Genomic DNA, 14,150 nt, shown 5'->3' on the forward strand with positions numbered 1-14,150 from the left:
ATTTTAAAAGGTAGCCTTGAGCGAAAGCATTAGAGCCGCTATTGTAGCGCAATTTAGATATCTTGTATTAAAGCAGTATGCCAAAGCAGCCGAAAAATCCCTCAGCCCCTTCTTTACCAGCCAATGAAATTGCAGAGTTTTTGGCAGCGGTGCATGATGTAGATATTGTTTTTCAGCCAGCTACTGTCGCTATTCCCTCAGCACTACCAGAACCTTCAGATACTCAGCAAGCTAAACAGCAAGCAGCAACCATCGACACCAATGGCGTCGCTGTAGATGGCTTGTCTGAGGGTTATGTGCCATTAATTGGGCCAGAGGAAAAGGTAGAGTATTACCAGCCAGGTATCCAGCTTGGTCACTTTCAACAATTGAAGCAAGGTAAGTTTTCAGTTGACTATCAGCTCGACTTACACGGCTATCGTATTGATGAAGCCCGCAAGCTTGTCGTTGAGTTTTTGCAGTTTTGCCAGCGGCAAGGCTATCGTTGTGTCAAAGTCATTCATGGTAAATCCCATCGCAACTTTGGTAAACGTCCTACTTTAAAAAGCTACCTGAATACCTGGCTCAGGCAGTTACCCAATGTAATTGCTTTTTGTACCACCCCTGCTCATGCGGGTGGCAATGGTTCAATGTTCGTTCTCCTTAAAAAAAGAGGAGGCCGTAAAAGCCAAAAAAACACTTTACCCGCTAGTTAGCTTAACGTAGGGTATGCCTTCAAATTTAGGCAAGGTTACATCATGGAACAGGCATTTAGTAAAATTATCGAAGCCATTGGCGAAGATGTCAGCCGCCCCGGTTTAAAAGACACTCCAGCGCGTGCTGCCAAAGCAATGCAGTTTTTAACTCGCGGCTATCAACAAAGTCTTGAAGAAGTCGTTAATAACGCATTGTTTCCTTCTGATAACGATGAAATGGTGTTAGTAAAAGACATCGAGCTTTATTCTCTTTGTGAACATCACCTGTTGCCTTTTATTGGCAAGTGCCATGTCGCCTACTTACCAACGGGCAACGTCTTAGGTTTATCTAAAGTTGCCCGCATTGTTGATATGTTTGCCCGCCGCCTGCAAATTCAAGAAAACATGACCCGGCAAATTGCCGAAACCATCGCGCAAGTGACTAATGCCAAAGGGGTTGCCGTGGTAATTGAAGCCAAGCATATGTGTATGATGATGCGAGGCGTTGAAAAACAAAACTCTGTGATGAAAACATCTGTGATGCTGGGACAATTCAGAAAAAGTGAAAATACCCGCTTTGAGTTTTTATCGCTGATTAAAGATTAAGTAAGACGAAATATTTTCGCAAAAGCTATTCCCCCTTTTGATAAGAGGGTGTCGCAAAACTACTATAAATCAAGTCCCTTCTCCCCAGCCCTCTCCCAGAGGGAGAGGGCGCTAAATATAACTTTCGCGACGCCAACAGAAGAAGAAGGCACTAGCAGTGTAGTTTTACCTCCCCCTAACTACCGAATCACCACTTTGCAGCCATTTCCATTATTCTTCCCACCATTTTCCCGTTGATGAGCTTCAAACCGATCCAGCGCATCCCTAGCAATCACCTGTCCCATTTGAATTAACTCTGGCCCTTTATGAAACTCATAAAAACGGCAAATACTTTTGGGAATACCAATTAAAATATCCGGTGGGTGTGCAGCCAGTTTATAGCGGGTTAATGCACCCTGCATGGTTTCTAGCGATTCATTAATAATATCCAACATACCCCGCTTTAACACTGGCTCATCAGCCCCTTCTACTACACTGGTAAACTCATCTTTACGCGATTCACGAAACCCTTGAGTACGCAACTTTAACTGGGCAAACCAGCGGTCAAGTGCGGTAGGTGCCTGGGGCTGAACCACTACCTGTTTATTAGTGGGCAGATCAAGCTCATTATCAGCAGCGCTTAAGTCAACTGCAACAATTAAGTCACTATGGGCAGATACCGTCGGGGCAATAGGCAACGGGTTTAATACGCCACCATCGACAAACAGTCGCGATCCAATGCGAACGGGAGTAAAAATACTGGGTATGGCAATGGAAGCACGTATAGCTTCAAGCAAGGGGCCAGACTGAAACCACACCTCACGTTGTGCTTCTAAGTCGGTAGCAACTGCCGTATAAAGAATGGGCAGTGATTCAATGGTGCAGTCACCCACCATGTCCCGCAATACATCAAATACCTTATTGCCTTTTAAAGCCCCCTGACCTTTTAAGCGCAAATCCAGCAACCTCACCACATCAAGCGTATTTAACTCACTTACCCAGGCTTCAAAATCAGGCAATTTGCCAGCGGCATAAATACCACCCACTAATGCCCCCATTGAACAGCCAGCGATACATTGAATCTGATAACCTCGACTGGTCAATTCTTCTATTACACCAATATGGGCATAACCTCTTGCTCCACCACTACCCAACACTAAAGAAACAGTTTTTTGCGTATTAGCGATGGTAACGATTTCTTGTCTACTACTACTCATAGGGGTTTACATTGTTTCATAAGATAGCTGTTGTTATTCACTCAACCAGTGACGGACTTCATCAGCAATTTTTCCTACGGTTTCCTGCTCTAGATGAAAATGATGATGACCTGGAACCACTATACAGGCTGCTTCAGCCAGCCAGTGATTAGCACATTGTTGTAGCTTATCGGGAAATAGCCCTTGTTCTGCCACCAGTAATAAAAGTTTAGCCTGAATTGCCTGAATAAAAGCACCCGCTTGCTTTTCTGTTAAGCGCCAACGTGAAGGTAATTTTAAACGGGAATCATAACGCCAGCGATAACTTCCCCCTGTCACCGGCTCAAGTCCATAAGCGGTTAACAGCCAGGCTGCTTCAAAAGATAATTTGCCTTGCAACTGTCTTACTTTTACCGCTTGCCTGATCGATTCATAGCTACGGCTTGATTTTACTAAAATAGGCTCTTGCTCTAGGGTTTTACGCAACTGTTGAGGTGTATCTTCATCACGGCAGGTAAATGGGATCAGCCCATCTAATAAGATTAGCCGCGTTACTTTTTCCGGGTAACAGCCTGCATACATAGCTGAGACAATAGCACCTAATGAGTGTCCCATTAATGAGGCCTGCTCAATATTCAACCCCGTTAATATAGAGCGAATATCAGCCACATAATCCCACAATAAATAGGCACCTTCTCCCGTTCTGAAATGGCTCTTGCCATGCCCAGTTAAATCCACGGCAATAATATGCTGGTCTGGTAGCTGGGTGGCTAACTGGGCAAAACTGGCTGCATTATCCAACCAGCCATGAAAAGCCAGCCAAGGCGCTTTATCGGCTGGCCCCCATGCTAACCCTGCCCAAGTCTGTCCTTGGTGTTTTATGGTTATCGGTCGTGCTGAATTTAGCGTCGCCTCAATTAACGGGGATACCAGGCCTGAGCTGTTGTATTGCATGAATGATTTGTCCTGCTGTGCCAGTAGGGTCTTCCAAGGGAAACATGTGGCTACCTGCCACTTCACGTACGTAAAAATTTCGCTGCCGACGCATCATAGACACTTGATGTCGTCTTATGACATCGCTTTGTTTTCCATAAAGCAACGCGGTTGGCACTTTATAGTGTTTGCTGAGCTTAATATGGGGAATAGTCCGATAGATAGAGACTTCTATTTCAGGGTCGTACCTTAAGGTAACACCTGTATTATGATCAACCAACCCATGTTCAACATAATCATCCAGGCACTGCTCTGTAAACTGGGCAAATAAAGACCGCTCTGTAAAATACTGCTTGGCTTCTTCCCTGTTCAGCCAAAGACTTTTTCTACCTTTGGTTCGCCCCGCCGGCGTAATCTTATCAATCAGCCCCAGCCGTTTTGCCAGATTAACGATTGAGCAGTCCAGGGCGGTTAATACCGGTGAGTCTAATAAAATCACTGCCTTAAATAAGTGGGGCTGTTGCTCTGCAGCAAAAGCAGATAACACCCCACCTAATGAGTGGCCAACCGCTATCACTGGCCGCTGATGGCGTTGCTTGATGGTTTCAATTAGCTCATCCACCAGCCCCAGCCAGTTATCGGCAACAGGAAAGCGTGGGTTATGGCCATGCAAAGACAAATAACCAACACTAAAACCTAGTTGTTCTAGTGCTTGAAATAACGCTTGATAGGTTTCACCAGGGAAACCATTCGCATGAGAAAAGTGAATAGGAGTCAAAATGCTGCTCCGCTAACATACAATCATTTAAAACACATGTTAGCTTACTACAAATCAAGCTTGCTTTATCTATTTTTGACTCACTAGTGCTATATCCCTCACTAAAGCTACATCTTAACACTGCAATAGGTACTACACCCGAAGCTGTTTGAGCAAGCGACAACACCCAGCAGCTATCACTTCAGCTTCAAGGGCCACTACATCAGCTGTCATATAAGTAAAAGTGCGCTGCTGATGTCCCTCAACCAGTAAGCTGGTCAATACAGCCACGAGCGGCAAATGACTCACCACTAATAAACAGCCTGTGTCGAGCATGAGTTCACCCGATTTTGCTTTTGCATCAAGTGTTTGTAGTACAACCTGAGGAGAGTCATTTGGGGTTAACGAGTCCAGTGTGTTTACCCTAACCTCTGGCGCTATTGCTTGTGCCACTAGTTCCGCGGTTTGCTGAGCACGTTGCAAAGGGCTGGCGATAATTTGATCTGGAATAAACTGTGTCTGCAACAACTGACTTGCCTGTTGTTGTACTTGTTGTACTCCTTGCGGAGTCAATGCTCTTTCGTCATCAGGCAAAGTCATGACGGCATCACCATGCCGCATAATCAATAGTTGTATCATTATTTATATATCAGTTCTGCCTACCAGTTGTTCTGCTATCTATCAGCGGCTGGCTTTTCGCTATCAACTAAAGGTTGTTTTAAATGAGCTGAAGGCTGCTCTAATTCAGCTGAAAGCTCCGGCCAATCCTGAAAAGGAAAAGGCTTCTCATCGGTTTTGTAAGTAATAAACTGCAGAATTTGCAAGATAAACCGATTAACACCATCAGCAAACTGGATCAGCTTTTGGTTGGGCTCGCCGGTAAACAGTGCAAATAGTATTTGAATTATCACTACAAATAGCACTACCAACTCTGCTACTTGATAGGCTATCCCATAAAGTACGATAAACAACACCCGTAGCCATTGAGAGTCTGACTTAATATTCTGTTTTACCGATTGATCCATTTATTGCCTCGCTAATAGTTCTGTGACACTAAAGTCAACATCTGTCTTTTGCTCGCCCAGCATTAAGCTACGAACCACTTTTTCAACCGGTTGCTTCATCACCACCACCTCATAAAGACCCGACACCAGTGGCATATAAACCCCTACTTGATCCGCTTTATCCTTCACCAACTGTAGCGTATTGACACCTTCTGCTACTTGGCCTAATGCGGTTTCCGCCTCTTCCAATGATTTGCCCTGACCTAATGCCATACCCACCTGAAAATTTCGACTGAGTGGCGACATACAAGTCACTATTAAATCGCCTACTCCAGCCAAGCCAATAAAGGTCATGGGATTTGCCCCCATGTTCACAGCAAATCGACTCATTTCAGCCAACGCCCGGGTAATCAACATGCTTTTGGTATTCGCCCCCATTCCCATTGCTTCGGCCATACCTGCCACAATGGCATAAATATTTTTCAACGCTCCACCTAGCTCTACCCCAAACATGTCGTCATTACCATACACCCGAAAATAGTCGCAATGTAATACTGACTGAACCAACTGACGTAGCTCGTTATCTGCACTGGCAATTACTGTCGCCGTTAGGCCCTTTGCCATGATTTCTTTTGCCAGGTTAGGTCCACTCAACACACCGACCCGCGCGGTGGGAATTTCCTGCTGAAGAATTTGGCTCATCAACATAAAGCTGTCAGCCTCAATACCTTTGGTAGTACTGACAATGTACTTACCCGCCAGTTGTTGCTGAATTGGATGAATAGTGTTACGAAATGCTTTACTAGGCGTTGCAATAAACACCAGTTCAGCATCTGCCACTGTTTGAACAGGATCTGTCGTCGCAATTAGCGCAGGGTGTAATGGGTAATCAGGAAAATAACGATTATTCACATGTTGATGATTAATATGATCGGCTAATTGTTGATCACGCAACCACAACTTGACCTGATGACCGTTATGACACAGGATATTTGCAATGGCAGTACCAAAACTACCACCACCTAATACTGCAAGTATTCGCTTCATCTGCCGTTCTCTTTAGCGCTTTCGTTAGGGCTTCTTTATACCGCTTGAAAATATCTCAAGCATAACACAGTTGAGGCCTGCTTTTTAGCAAGGCCAACATACAAGAAGTAGTTAATCACCTATCGTCCATTTTTCTCCACTCCACCTTGCCTAGCAAGTGCCGTAATCCAACTAGCGAAACCCATGCTAGCTTCATAAATAAGACCTCTGTTTCCCCTGCCGACCCTCTCTACTCAACTTACTTCCTTCAGGCTCTATATAGACAATTGATTATTTATCAAGCATCTGCAACAAAAATTAAAACAGCTGTTTTCATTCCAATCTGGCGCTAACTGGATAATTATTATAAATTGCAGCCCCAAATCACTATTCATTACAGGTAGAAACGACTTATTCATTATGAAAGACTATTTGCTGTCACAACTTAATCGTGCTGAATGTTAAAAAATGATCAAATATACAGCTTATAATAAGTAATATATGTGACAACCAATGGCCTGGCTAAACCAAGATAATCATGATGTCAGAATCATTAATTGTGTTTTAGTTAGATTAAAAAGTTGCAAACCCCATTAATTCCATAGGCATTTAGTGATATACTGGCACCCCATGAGGAAAATGATGAATAGTGACTCCCCTACAATATGCATATCATTATTTGAGTTAACCATCCCACTTAAACTACCCTTTAAGCCCCGTGGATTAGCCTAACTTATTGCCAGATAACCCCAAATAAACATTGTTGTTGTATTGAACTTAGCTTAGGTATAGCGAATGACCCGTAAACATGCTTTTACCCGTGAAGAACTACTCCAATGTGGCCGTGGCGAATTATTCGGTCCGGGTAATGCACAATTACCAACCCCCAATATGCTGATGATTGATCGAATCACCCATATTGATGAAGTCGGTGGCGCCTATGGCAAGGGTGAAATTATTGCCGAACTCGACATTAATCCCGACTTATGGTTTTTTTCCTGCCATTTCCCAGGTGATCCCGTCATGCCCGGTTGCTTAGGGTTAGATGCCATGTGGCAGCTGGTGGGTTTTTTCTTAGGTTGGAAAGGTTTTCCAGGTCGTGGCAGAGCGCTTGGCAGCGGTGAAGTCAAGTTTACTGGCCAAATTTTACCCACCCATAAAAAAGTGACTTACCATATTAATCTGAAGCGGGTTATTTCTCGTAAATTGATTCTTGGTATCGCTGACGGTAGTGTAAGCGTTGATGGTGAACAAATTTACACAGCCGACACTTTGCGAGTAGGCTTGTTTACATCCACTGACTCATTTTAAGGCTAGCAAAACATGAAACGAGTAGTGATTACTGGCTTAGGCATTACATCTTGTTTAGGTAATGATAAAGAAGCGGTCCTTAAGTCTTTAAAAGAAGGTCGCTCAGGTATTAAATTCAACCCTGCATACGAAGAGATGGGCTTTCGCAGTCATGTTTCTGGCAGTGTAGATCTTGACCTAAGTGCTCATATTGATAGAAAACAAATCCGCTTTATGGGTAAAGCAGCTGCTTATGCTTATTTAGCAATGAAACAAGCCATCGAAGATGCAGGTTTATCTGAAGAGCAAGTATCCAACCACCGTACTGGATTAATTGCAGGTTCAGGCGGAGCATCTTCTGAAAATATCGTTGAAGCAGCTGATATTTTACGTGAAAAAGGCATAAAGCGAGTCGGTCCCTACCGAGTCCCTAGAACCATGGGTTCAACCGTTTCTGCCTGCTTGGCTACCCCTTTCAAAATTAAAGGTATCAACTACTCAATTACCTCCGCTTGTGCTACCAGTGCTCACTGTATTGGTAATGCGGTTGAGCAAATCCAGATGGGCAAGCAAGACATTGTCTTTGCTGGCGGTGGTGAAGAAGAGCACTGGTCTCAAACTGCCTTATTTGATGCCATGGGTGCCCTTTCAACTAAATATAATGCAACACCAGAAAAAGCATCACGCCCTTATGATGCCAGTCGCGATGGTTTTGTTATTGCAGGTGGTGGCGGTATGGTCGTGGTTGAAGAGCTTGAGCATGCCTTGGCCCGTGGTGCCAAAATTTATGCTGAAGTGGTTGGCTATGGTGCAACATCTGACGGCTATGACATGGTTGCTCCATCAGGAGAAGGCGCCATTCGTTGTATGCAACAAGCATTAGCTACCGTTGATACGCCAATTGATTACATTAACGTACACGGTACCAGTACTCCAGTAGGCGATATCACCGAAGTTAACGGTATGAAAACCGTATTTGGTGATCAACTACCTAAGTTTAGCTCCACTAAATCTTTATCTGGTCACTCATTAGGTGCTGCTGGTGTCCATGAAGCCATTTATAGCTTGTTGATGATGGAAAATAACTTCATTACAGGCTCTGCTAATGTCGAAACTCCCGATGAAGGGGTTAACGGCTTGCCATTAGTCACTAAAGCAGAGGCAGCCACGTTAAATACGGTGATGTCCAATAGCTTTGGCTTTGGCGGCACTAATGCCTCGCTTATTTTGCGTCGCTATGAAAAGTAAACAGTGAAAAATAATTAACTACCGGTTAATACTAAAAAGGCAAACCTATTGGGTTTGCCTTTTTTATTGCCTGCTTAAATAGGCTACAGCCAGATTATTGCTTATTTTTTAGCTGTTAATACCTGCTGACTAGACTGTCCACAAAACGCAAAAGACGACAGTTTTGCTTTTGCCTCTCTTAGCGCTTTTGCACACTTACCAAGCGAGCTATATTCAGTGGCAACCAACTGATTATCTGTTACATCCACTAAATAAACGTAGCGCATCCGGCCACCTGTTCCCCGCCAGTGACTAAACTGATAATCACTCATCGCACAACGATAATCTGCGGTATAACTAGCCCCCCGTACTGGTCTTAGCACATGATACACTTTATCCCACTGCCCTCTTCGACCTTTCTCCAACTCTTCTTCACAAGCCGCATAATCCTTCATTTTTTTACTACTCAAAAAAGCCGCCTGAGCATAACTGGTTCCCTGCAATTGAAATTTACCAACCACATACACTTGCTGCTCTGCAGCAGCCGCCACACTCAAGCAACTACTAAAAAACCCTACTAAACACCAACGCATAACTCAATATATCACTTATCAACCAATACAAGTGGCAACATTATAACGTAAACTCTACTTGTTAAGTTACTTCAACCACTTATCCATAATCACCTGATATTGACCACTGGTTTTTAATGCCTTCAATCGCTTCTCAAACTCCATTGCCACTTTTTCAATATTGGGATACTTGGATTTTTTCACAAATGGCATGGGGTAAGGCTTTGAGTACAGAGCCACATCATAAAAACTAATTTTCTTATTAAGCCCCAGTAATTTTGCTGTAAATTGCCCAATCACCTTGTCTGCAGCAAATACATCAATTCTATTAGAAGCAAGCTTTTTAAAATTGACTTTTATATCAACGGCCCCTTTTAATTGCTTATTTAATTGCGATATTTTGTCTTCATTGTACTCAGTAGAGCCATCCTGATAAGGAAACGCTTGCCAAAAGCTGGGATGATAAGAATTACCGTTGATAATTCCTACTTTTAGATCCTTTTCCACAACGGTTTTATAGCCTTCAAATTGGCTCAGTCGATTAGCGGCATTATTGAAAAATACAAACTCACTCATCCACATATGTTCTTTAGGATAAATTAGATAAGGCACCCTTTTTTCCTTAAAGCTCGTCGAGAAAACAGCATCTGCTTTTCCCTCTTCCACCATACTCCAAGCACGCTTCCATGGCAGCATTTTAAAGGTTACGGGGATATTCATCTCCTTAAAAATATGGGTGACAATATCTACATCAATACCTACCACCTCTTCTCCATCTTTAAACTCGAAAGGAGGCCACTCCTCACCGACAATGAGGAACTCCTGCTGCGCACTTGCCTGCTGCAGAAAACCAGCAGTAGCCACTATGACAAACCATAATAAGATTAACCTAAGCATTTTCTTCACCTTGCTATAATCATGTAATCCATTATAGTCAAGCAAGTTCACCCCGTGATTGATTTCTATAGAGCAACTCTACACTCTAGTCGATTGCTATTTGAAGCGATACTGCTACTTTTACCTTAATAAGCGTTACACCTTACAATCCATTGATAAAATCTATAATAACAAATGACAGAAGAAAGTGATGAAGAAACCAAACAGGATGTTGAGCGACTAAAGGAGGAAGTCTCTAAACTGATTGATGATATCGACCACTCTTATTATCGAATTCCTAAAGAAGAATTCGAAAGCATTACTGTTTCAAAAATTACTAAAGATGTAAGCGATCAGCTGCATGGACGAATTTCAACCTGGCGTAATTGGATTGGCATTACAATTGTCGTGCTATCTTTTTTTGGAATCAACCAAATACCTAAACTTATCACAGAAGTAAAAGAAGACATAAAAAAGGAAGTGGAAGAAAATATGGATGACTATATTAAAAAATCCATTCAACCATTAGAAGACCGTTTAAGCTATAAGCTTGATACTCTAAATGAACAATACAAAGCGTTACACCGCGCCCAAGAAAATATCTTTCCCAAAGTCATCAGCACAGTGCAAGAGACAGCGAAAACAGCTACCAATAAAGAGTTTGAAAATATCAAGTCACAACTGCTCAGCTTACAAAAATCAGCATTAGAAATTGAAGTCGAAAAAATATTGAAAAACATAAAAGCAAAAAAAATCAGTTACTCAACAGCCGCTAAACAGTTTAAAAGCCTGGTAAACAGAGCATTAGAGACAAAAGACAAACACTTTTTTCCCAAGTTTTTAGATAGCTATGTAAAAGTCTTAGTTAATGCTGAAAGATGGCTAGAGGTACACAAACTGCAAACCGAATTCGAAAAAGACTTTAATTTTTCCTATTACACTTGGGTCAATATTGCAATAGCAGATATGTCACTTTATGAAAAAAGCCACTCGCCCCTATACAAAGAAAGAGCCGTTTATGCCTACCATCAAGCACTCAATTTACTACCAGACTATGGCACCCCTTATGCAGTGCGACTTATTCTTCATATGATTGATTATAATCGATCAAATAATAATAACGTCAAAGAGAATGAAAAGGCAGCTGCATTGAAACTGATTAACAATATCAATGCCGGTCGAGACGTAATTACCTCCTACGAAACTTATAATTACTTAAACCGCATGAAAAGCGACCGATACTTAAAAGAGTTTATTTTATCCTTGGAAGGTCTCTTTCCTAACGAAATGATAATAATGAAGAGCCGCTATCAACAGGAGCTGGATTACATTAATAAGAAAAATAAAAAGCCTAAAGCCAAACAAAAAATACCATCATAAATGCAAAAAAGCCTTAGCAACCTATATAGCTACGTAAACCTTAAAACAAAAAACCGGCTTTCAGCCGGTTTTTTTTATTTTAAGCTAACTCTTATTAAACTATCCCCTGCTTCCATTTTTTCCATAAAAAATAATCAACCGAAATAGCGCCACCACCCCTTATCCATAAGCTGCCTAGTATCATCAGCCAGAAATAGTGATCGGTTGAGTGGCCTTCCGATCCATAGGGAAATACGAATAACTCAATAACCAGTGTCATTAAAAATAATCCTGCTGCGGCAAAGCGGGTACCCAACCCAACAATAAGCAGCACAGATAAACCCAGCTCAGCAGCTGTTGCCATGTAGGCGGCTATAGTATGAGAGATAACTGGCACATTATATTCGTGCTCAAACAGCAATAGCGTCGTATCCCAGCTATCCAACTTGGTATCACCTGAGCGCCAGAATACCAAACCAACATAGATACGCATGATTAAATCAACAACCGGCGCGAACCATACATTTGATATACAAGTCAGCTGCTGCCAGCCTTTTAAAATATTTTGCCACATAACTTAACCTCTCCAACAAAGCCTCTATTTGTTACTTCCTATACCCTTCACGAATAATTTCTAGGCTCATGGAACTTCGTCACTCGATGGCCTCACCAAAAAACCAATTCGTATTGGGGATACAAAACTAAGCCCGTACCGGTTCTATTTCACTGAATACCCCCTGCAGGATATATTGCTGAAGAACCTCGCCAATATTAATGCTTTCATCCTCTACCAAAGCAGCTTGAATACTGTCATTAAAGTAAGCGCCCGTCTGAATATTTTTCAGTAGTACATATTCTGCCTTGTTAATAGGTTGTATAGAAAAAATATCCTGTTCTCGCATCACTAACAGGTAGCTATCAGATTGACGAATGTTCAACATCTGACTTGCTGCACCTGGTTGATTCGCTTGCCAGATATCAAGGACAGGATATTCGGAATAAACTAATACGACGGATGGCGCTAAGCTGATTCTTAAGTCTACTGTTGCTTCATCAGCCAAAGTGCCCAAAACAGTTATATCTAATGGCTTAACTAAAGGGCTCAAAAATGCAGTATGTGCTGCCCACTCCAACTTAGCCACTTCTGATAAATAAGGATAACCCTGCAGTGAGGGTTCCTCTTTCAGAAATAGCGCAAACGTTTCACCATAGCGATTAATATTAGCTTCTTTTGGTGGATGCTGTTTGATATAGTTGTGAGCAATGCTTTTAAACCGTCCTTCTCCCATTATTTCATTAAGCACCTGGTAAGTACTTTGTAGTGCTTGTGTAATATTACCAAAATGATTTTGCTGATAAATCGCTAATTTTTCAGCTATATTGCTTATAGATGACTGTTCAGAAAATTTTTTTATTGCTGCATCATTTTCTCGAATACTATCTGAAAATAGGTGCAGCCAATTATGCAGCGTACTCATGATTAAGTTTTAAATATTTATTTGCTTTTTCAGCTTCAGCTAATAACACAGGTAATTCCGGTAATTGGGTATCCCACTCTATCAGTGTAGGTATATTTCCCAGTAAATTCAGCGTCTTTTGATATAGCTGCCACACTTCATCAAGGACTTTATCGCCATGATGATCTAGCAATAACGTTTCATCACCTGCTTGAATTTGTTGATGACCAGCCAAATGAATTTCTTCAACCAGTTGTTTAGGAATATTTTCGATATACTCCCAAGCAGAAAACTTATGATTGAAAGCATTAATATAAATATTATTGACATCTAATAAAATACCACAACCACTGCGTTTTGCTACTTCAGCTAAAAATACCCATTCTGGCATCTCATTATGCGGGTAGTTTAAATAGCAAGAGACATTTTCAATTAATATTTTCCTGCCTAAATAATTTTGCACACTATCAATACGTTCAACCACATGTTTTATTGCAGCTTCTGTTTGCGGTAATGGTAGCAAGTCCTGCAAATAAACATTATTTTCTGACACCCAACATAAGTGTTCAGATACTAAGCCTGGCTGAAAAATATCAATTATTGCTTTTAATTGCTGGAGATGACTTTTATTTAAAGGATCAGTAGATCCTATAGATAACCCTACACCATGTAAACTAAGTGCATAGTTTTCTCTCACCTTCAATAAAAAATCAAAAGGTGGCGTATTCATTTCAAAATAATTTTCTGAGTGCACCTCAACCCAATCAATTCCTGGTTTACTATCAGCAAATGCTTGATGATGAGGTTGCCTCAACCCTATGCCAGCCGTTGCCGGGATATCCCGGCAACGGCTAAATACTTGTTTCTCAGTTTGCATTTTGAGAATCAACCTGCATGCTTAGCTTTTAGGCTTACCAATACTTCCACCTAATTTTTCACACTCTGTTTTAGCCATGTATTTCCACTCATTTGGATCATTATCGACTTTAGCTTGACCTGCACAGGAATGACCATTAGCAGCACAGTCATTCTTACCCGCTTCAATCACGCCATAACATTTCACTTTATCGCCAGCAAGGGCAACATTTGAAGCAGCAGATAGAGCAACTAAAGTTCCTAAAGCGACAGACAAGGCTGCTGTTTTTTTCATGATAAACTCCTAAATTTCATATTTGCGTAAAGGGATGGTAATTC

General features: G+C 41.8%; 17 protein-coding genes. 5 read left to right on the forward strand and 12 right to left on the reverse strand.

Annotated features, from left to right (window positions below; all coding sequences use genetic code 11):
* Positions 1-77: 77 nt before the first annotated feature.
* Positions 78-695, forward strand: a complete 618-nt coding sequence (locus tag ORQ98_RS04170; protein ID WP_274687522.1) for a Smr/MutS family protein — start codon at positions 78-80, stop codon at positions 693-695.
* Between the two features lie 42 nt (positions 696-737).
* Positions 738-1,280 (forward strand): GTP cyclohydrolase I FolE, encoded by a 543-nt coding sequence (gene folE / locus ORQ98_RS04175; protein WP_274687523.1) that lies wholly within the window; start codon positions 738-740, stop codon positions 1,278-1,280.
* A gap of 179 nt (positions 1,281-1,459) precedes the next feature.
* Here the strand turns inward: folE and ORQ98_RS04180 are convergent, their stop codons facing one another.
* From ORQ98_RS04180 to ORQ98_RS04205, 6 genes are all read right to left on the reverse strand, one after another.
* Positions 1,460-2,476, reverse strand: coding sequence for a patatin-like phospholipase family protein (locus tag ORQ98_RS04180; RefSeq protein ID WP_274687524.1), 1,017 nt, complete (start codon positions 2,474-2,476; stop codon positions 1,460-1,462).
* Between the two features lie 33 nt (positions 2,477-2,509).
* On the reverse strand, positions 2,510-3,409 hold the full coding sequence (locus ORQ98_RS04185; RefSeq protein WP_274687525.1) for an alpha/beta hydrolase: 900 nt from the start codon (positions 3,407-3,409) through the stop codon (positions 2,510-2,512).
* Positions 3,369-4,166: an alpha/beta fold hydrolase gene (locus ORQ98_RS04190; RefSeq protein ID WP_274687526.1), complete on the reverse strand. Its 798-nt coding sequence runs from the start codon at positions 4,164-4,166 to the stop codon at positions 3,369-3,371. Before ORQ98_RS04190 ends, ORQ98_RS04185 begins: the two co-directional genes overlap by 41 nt.
* Positions 4,167-4,298: 132 nt before the next feature.
* Entirely contained in the window at positions 4,299-4,784 is a 486-nt protein-coding gene (sixA, locus tag ORQ98_RS04195) for a phosphohistidine phosphatase SixA (protein WP_274687527.1), read from the reverse strand.
* A 35-nt stretch (positions 4,785-4,819) separates the two neighbouring features.
* The gene (locus ORQ98_RS04200; protein ID WP_274687528.1) at positions 4,820-5,170 is read right to left on the reverse strand and encodes a DUF4389 domain-containing protein; all 351 of its coding nucleotides are present in this window, start codon (positions 5,168-5,170) and stop codon (positions 4,820-4,822) included.
* Positions 5,171-6,196 (reverse strand): NAD(P)H-dependent glycerol-3-phosphate dehydrogenase, encoded by a 1,026-nt coding sequence (locus tag ORQ98_RS04205; protein WP_274687529.1) that lies wholly within the window; start codon positions 6,194-6,196, stop codon positions 5,171-5,173. It abuts the gene before it with no gap.
* Between the two features lie 774 nt (positions 6,197-6,970).
* Between ORQ98_RS04205 and fabA the strand changes: the two genes are divergently transcribed.
* Positions 6,971-7,486, forward strand: coding sequence for a 3-hydroxyacyl-[acyl-carrier-protein] dehydratase FabA (fabA, locus tag ORQ98_RS04210; protein WP_274687530.1), 516 nt, complete (start codon positions 6,971-6,973; stop codon positions 7,484-7,486).
* Positions 7,487-7,498: 12 nt separating this feature from the next.
* Positions 7,499-8,713 carry a beta-ketoacyl-ACP synthase I gene (gene fabB, locus ORQ98_RS04215; protein WP_274687531.1) on the forward strand — a complete coding sequence of 405 codons (1,215 nt, stop codon included), beginning with the start codon at positions 7,499-7,501 and terminating at the stop codon, positions 8,711-8,713.
* 101 nt (positions 8,714-8,814) lie between these two features.
* Here the strand turns inward: fabB and ORQ98_RS04220 are convergent, their stop codons facing one another.
* Both ORQ98_RS04220 and ORQ98_RS04225 read right to left on the reverse strand, forming a co-directional pair.
* Positions 8,815-9,285: a hypothetical protein gene (locus ORQ98_RS04220; RefSeq protein ID WP_274687532.1), complete on the reverse strand. Its 471-nt coding sequence runs from the start codon at positions 9,283-9,285 to the stop codon at positions 8,815-8,817.
* 66 nt (positions 9,286-9,351) lie between these two features.
* Positions 9,352-10,161, reverse strand: a complete 810-nt coding sequence (locus ORQ98_RS04225) for a substrate-binding periplasmic protein (RefSeq protein ID WP_274687533.1) — start codon at positions 10,159-10,161, stop codon at positions 9,352-9,354.
* Between the two features lie 174 nt (positions 10,162-10,335).
* Here ORQ98_RS04225 and ORQ98_RS04230 point away from each other — a divergent pair, with 174 nt between their 5' ends.
* Positions 10,336-11,520, forward strand: a complete 1,185-nt coding sequence (locus ORQ98_RS04230) for a hypothetical protein (RefSeq protein WP_274687534.1) — start codon at positions 10,336-10,338, stop codon at positions 11,518-11,520.
* 94 nt (positions 11,521-11,614) lie between these two features.
* Here the strand turns inward: ORQ98_RS04230 and ORQ98_RS04235 are convergent, their stop codons facing one another.
* From ORQ98_RS04235 to ORQ98_RS04250, 4 genes are all read right to left on the reverse strand, one after another.
* Positions 11,615-12,073 carry a DoxX family protein gene (locus ORQ98_RS04235; RefSeq protein ID WP_274687535.1) on the reverse strand — a complete coding sequence of 153 codons (459 nt, stop codon included), beginning with the start codon at positions 12,071-12,073 and terminating at the stop codon, positions 11,615-11,617.
* 127 nt (positions 12,074-12,200) lie between these two features.
* Positions 12,201-12,977: an HvfC/BufC N-terminal domain-containing protein gene (locus ORQ98_RS04240; protein ID WP_274687536.1), complete on the reverse strand. Its 777-nt coding sequence runs from the start codon at positions 12,975-12,977 to the stop codon at positions 12,201-12,203.
* Positions 12,961-13,833, reverse strand: coding sequence for an MNIO family bufferin maturase (gene bufB / locus ORQ98_RS04245; protein ID WP_274687537.1), 873 nt, complete (start codon positions 13,831-13,833; stop codon positions 12,961-12,963). The genes ORQ98_RS04240 and bufB overlap by 17 nt, the downstream gene beginning before the upstream one ends.
* 21 nt (positions 13,834-13,854) lie before the next feature.
* A complete protein-coding gene (locus ORQ98_RS04250; protein ID WP_274687538.1) occupies positions 13,855-14,106 on the reverse strand; it encodes a BufA1 family periplasmic bufferin-type metallophore in 252 nt (83 codons plus the stop codon).
* Positions 14,107-14,150 lie beyond the last annotated feature (44 nt).

This window comes from Spartinivicinus poritis, from assembly GCF_028858535.1.
Taxonomy (GTDB): Bacteria; Pseudomonadota; Gammaproteobacteria; order Pseudomonadales; family Zooshikellaceae; genus Spartinivicinus; species Spartinivicinus poritis.

Excerpts from the sequence above, each read along its gene's own strand:
- ORQ98_RS04170 (WP_274687522.1), top strand. The coding sequence starts at position 78 with ATGCCAAAGCAGCCGAAAAATCCCTCAGCCCCTTCTTTACCAGCCAAT.
- folE (WP_274687523.1), top strand. The coding sequence starts at position 738 with ATGGAACAGGCATTTAGTAAAATTATCGAAGCCATTGGCGAAGATGTC.
- ORQ98_RS04180 (WP_274687524.1), bottom strand. The coding sequence starts at position 2,476 with ATGAGTAGTAGTAGACAAGAAATCGTTACCATCGCTAATACGCAAAAA.
- ORQ98_RS04185 (WP_274687525.1), bottom strand. The coding sequence starts at position 3,409 with ATGCAATACAACAGCTCAGGCCTGGTATCCCCGTTAATTGAGGCGACG.
- sixA (WP_274687527.1), bottom strand. The coding sequence starts at position 4,784 with ATGATACAACTATTGATTATGCGGCATGGTGATGCCGTCATGACTTTG.
- ORQ98_RS04200 (WP_274687528.1), bottom strand. The coding sequence starts at position 5,170 with ATGGATCAATCGGTAAAACAGAATATTAAGTCAGACTCTCAATGGCTA.
- ORQ98_RS04205 (WP_274687529.1), bottom strand. The coding sequence starts at position 6,196 with ATGAAGCGAATACTTGCAGTATTAGGTGGTGGTAGTTTTGGTACTGCC.
- fabA (WP_274687530.1), top strand. The coding sequence starts at position 6,971 with ATGACCCGTAAACATGCTTTTACCCGTGAAGAACTACTCCAATGTGGC.
- fabB (WP_274687531.1), top strand. The coding sequence starts at position 7,499 with ATGAAACGAGTAGTGATTACTGGCTTAGGCATTACATCTTGTTTAGGT.
- ORQ98_RS04220 (WP_274687532.1), bottom strand. The coding sequence starts at position 9,285 with ATGCGTTGGTGTTTAGTAGGGTTTTTTAGTAGTTGCTTGAGTGTGGCG.
- ORQ98_RS04225 (WP_274687533.1), bottom strand. The coding sequence starts at position 10,161 with ATGCTTAGGTTAATCTTATTATGGTTTGTCATAGTGGCTACTGCTGGT.
- ORQ98_RS04230 (WP_274687534.1), top strand. The coding sequence starts at position 10,336 with ATGACAGAAGAAAGTGATGAAGAAACCAAACAGGATGTTGAGCGACTA.
- ORQ98_RS04235 (WP_274687535.1), bottom strand. The coding sequence starts at position 12,073 with ATGTGGCAAAATATTTTAAAAGGCTGGCAGCAGCTGACTTGTATATCA.
- ORQ98_RS04240 (WP_274687536.1), bottom strand. The coding sequence starts at position 12,977 with ATGAGTACGCTGCATAATTGGCTGCACCTATTTTCAGATAGTATTCGA.
- bufB (WP_274687537.1), bottom strand. The coding sequence starts at position 13,833 with ATGCAAACTGAGAAACAAGTATTTAGCCGTTGCCGGGATATCCCGGCA.
- ORQ98_RS04250 (WP_274687538.1), bottom strand. The coding sequence starts at position 14,106 with ATGAAAAAAACAGCAGCCTTGTCTGTCGCTTTAGGAACTTTAGTTGCT.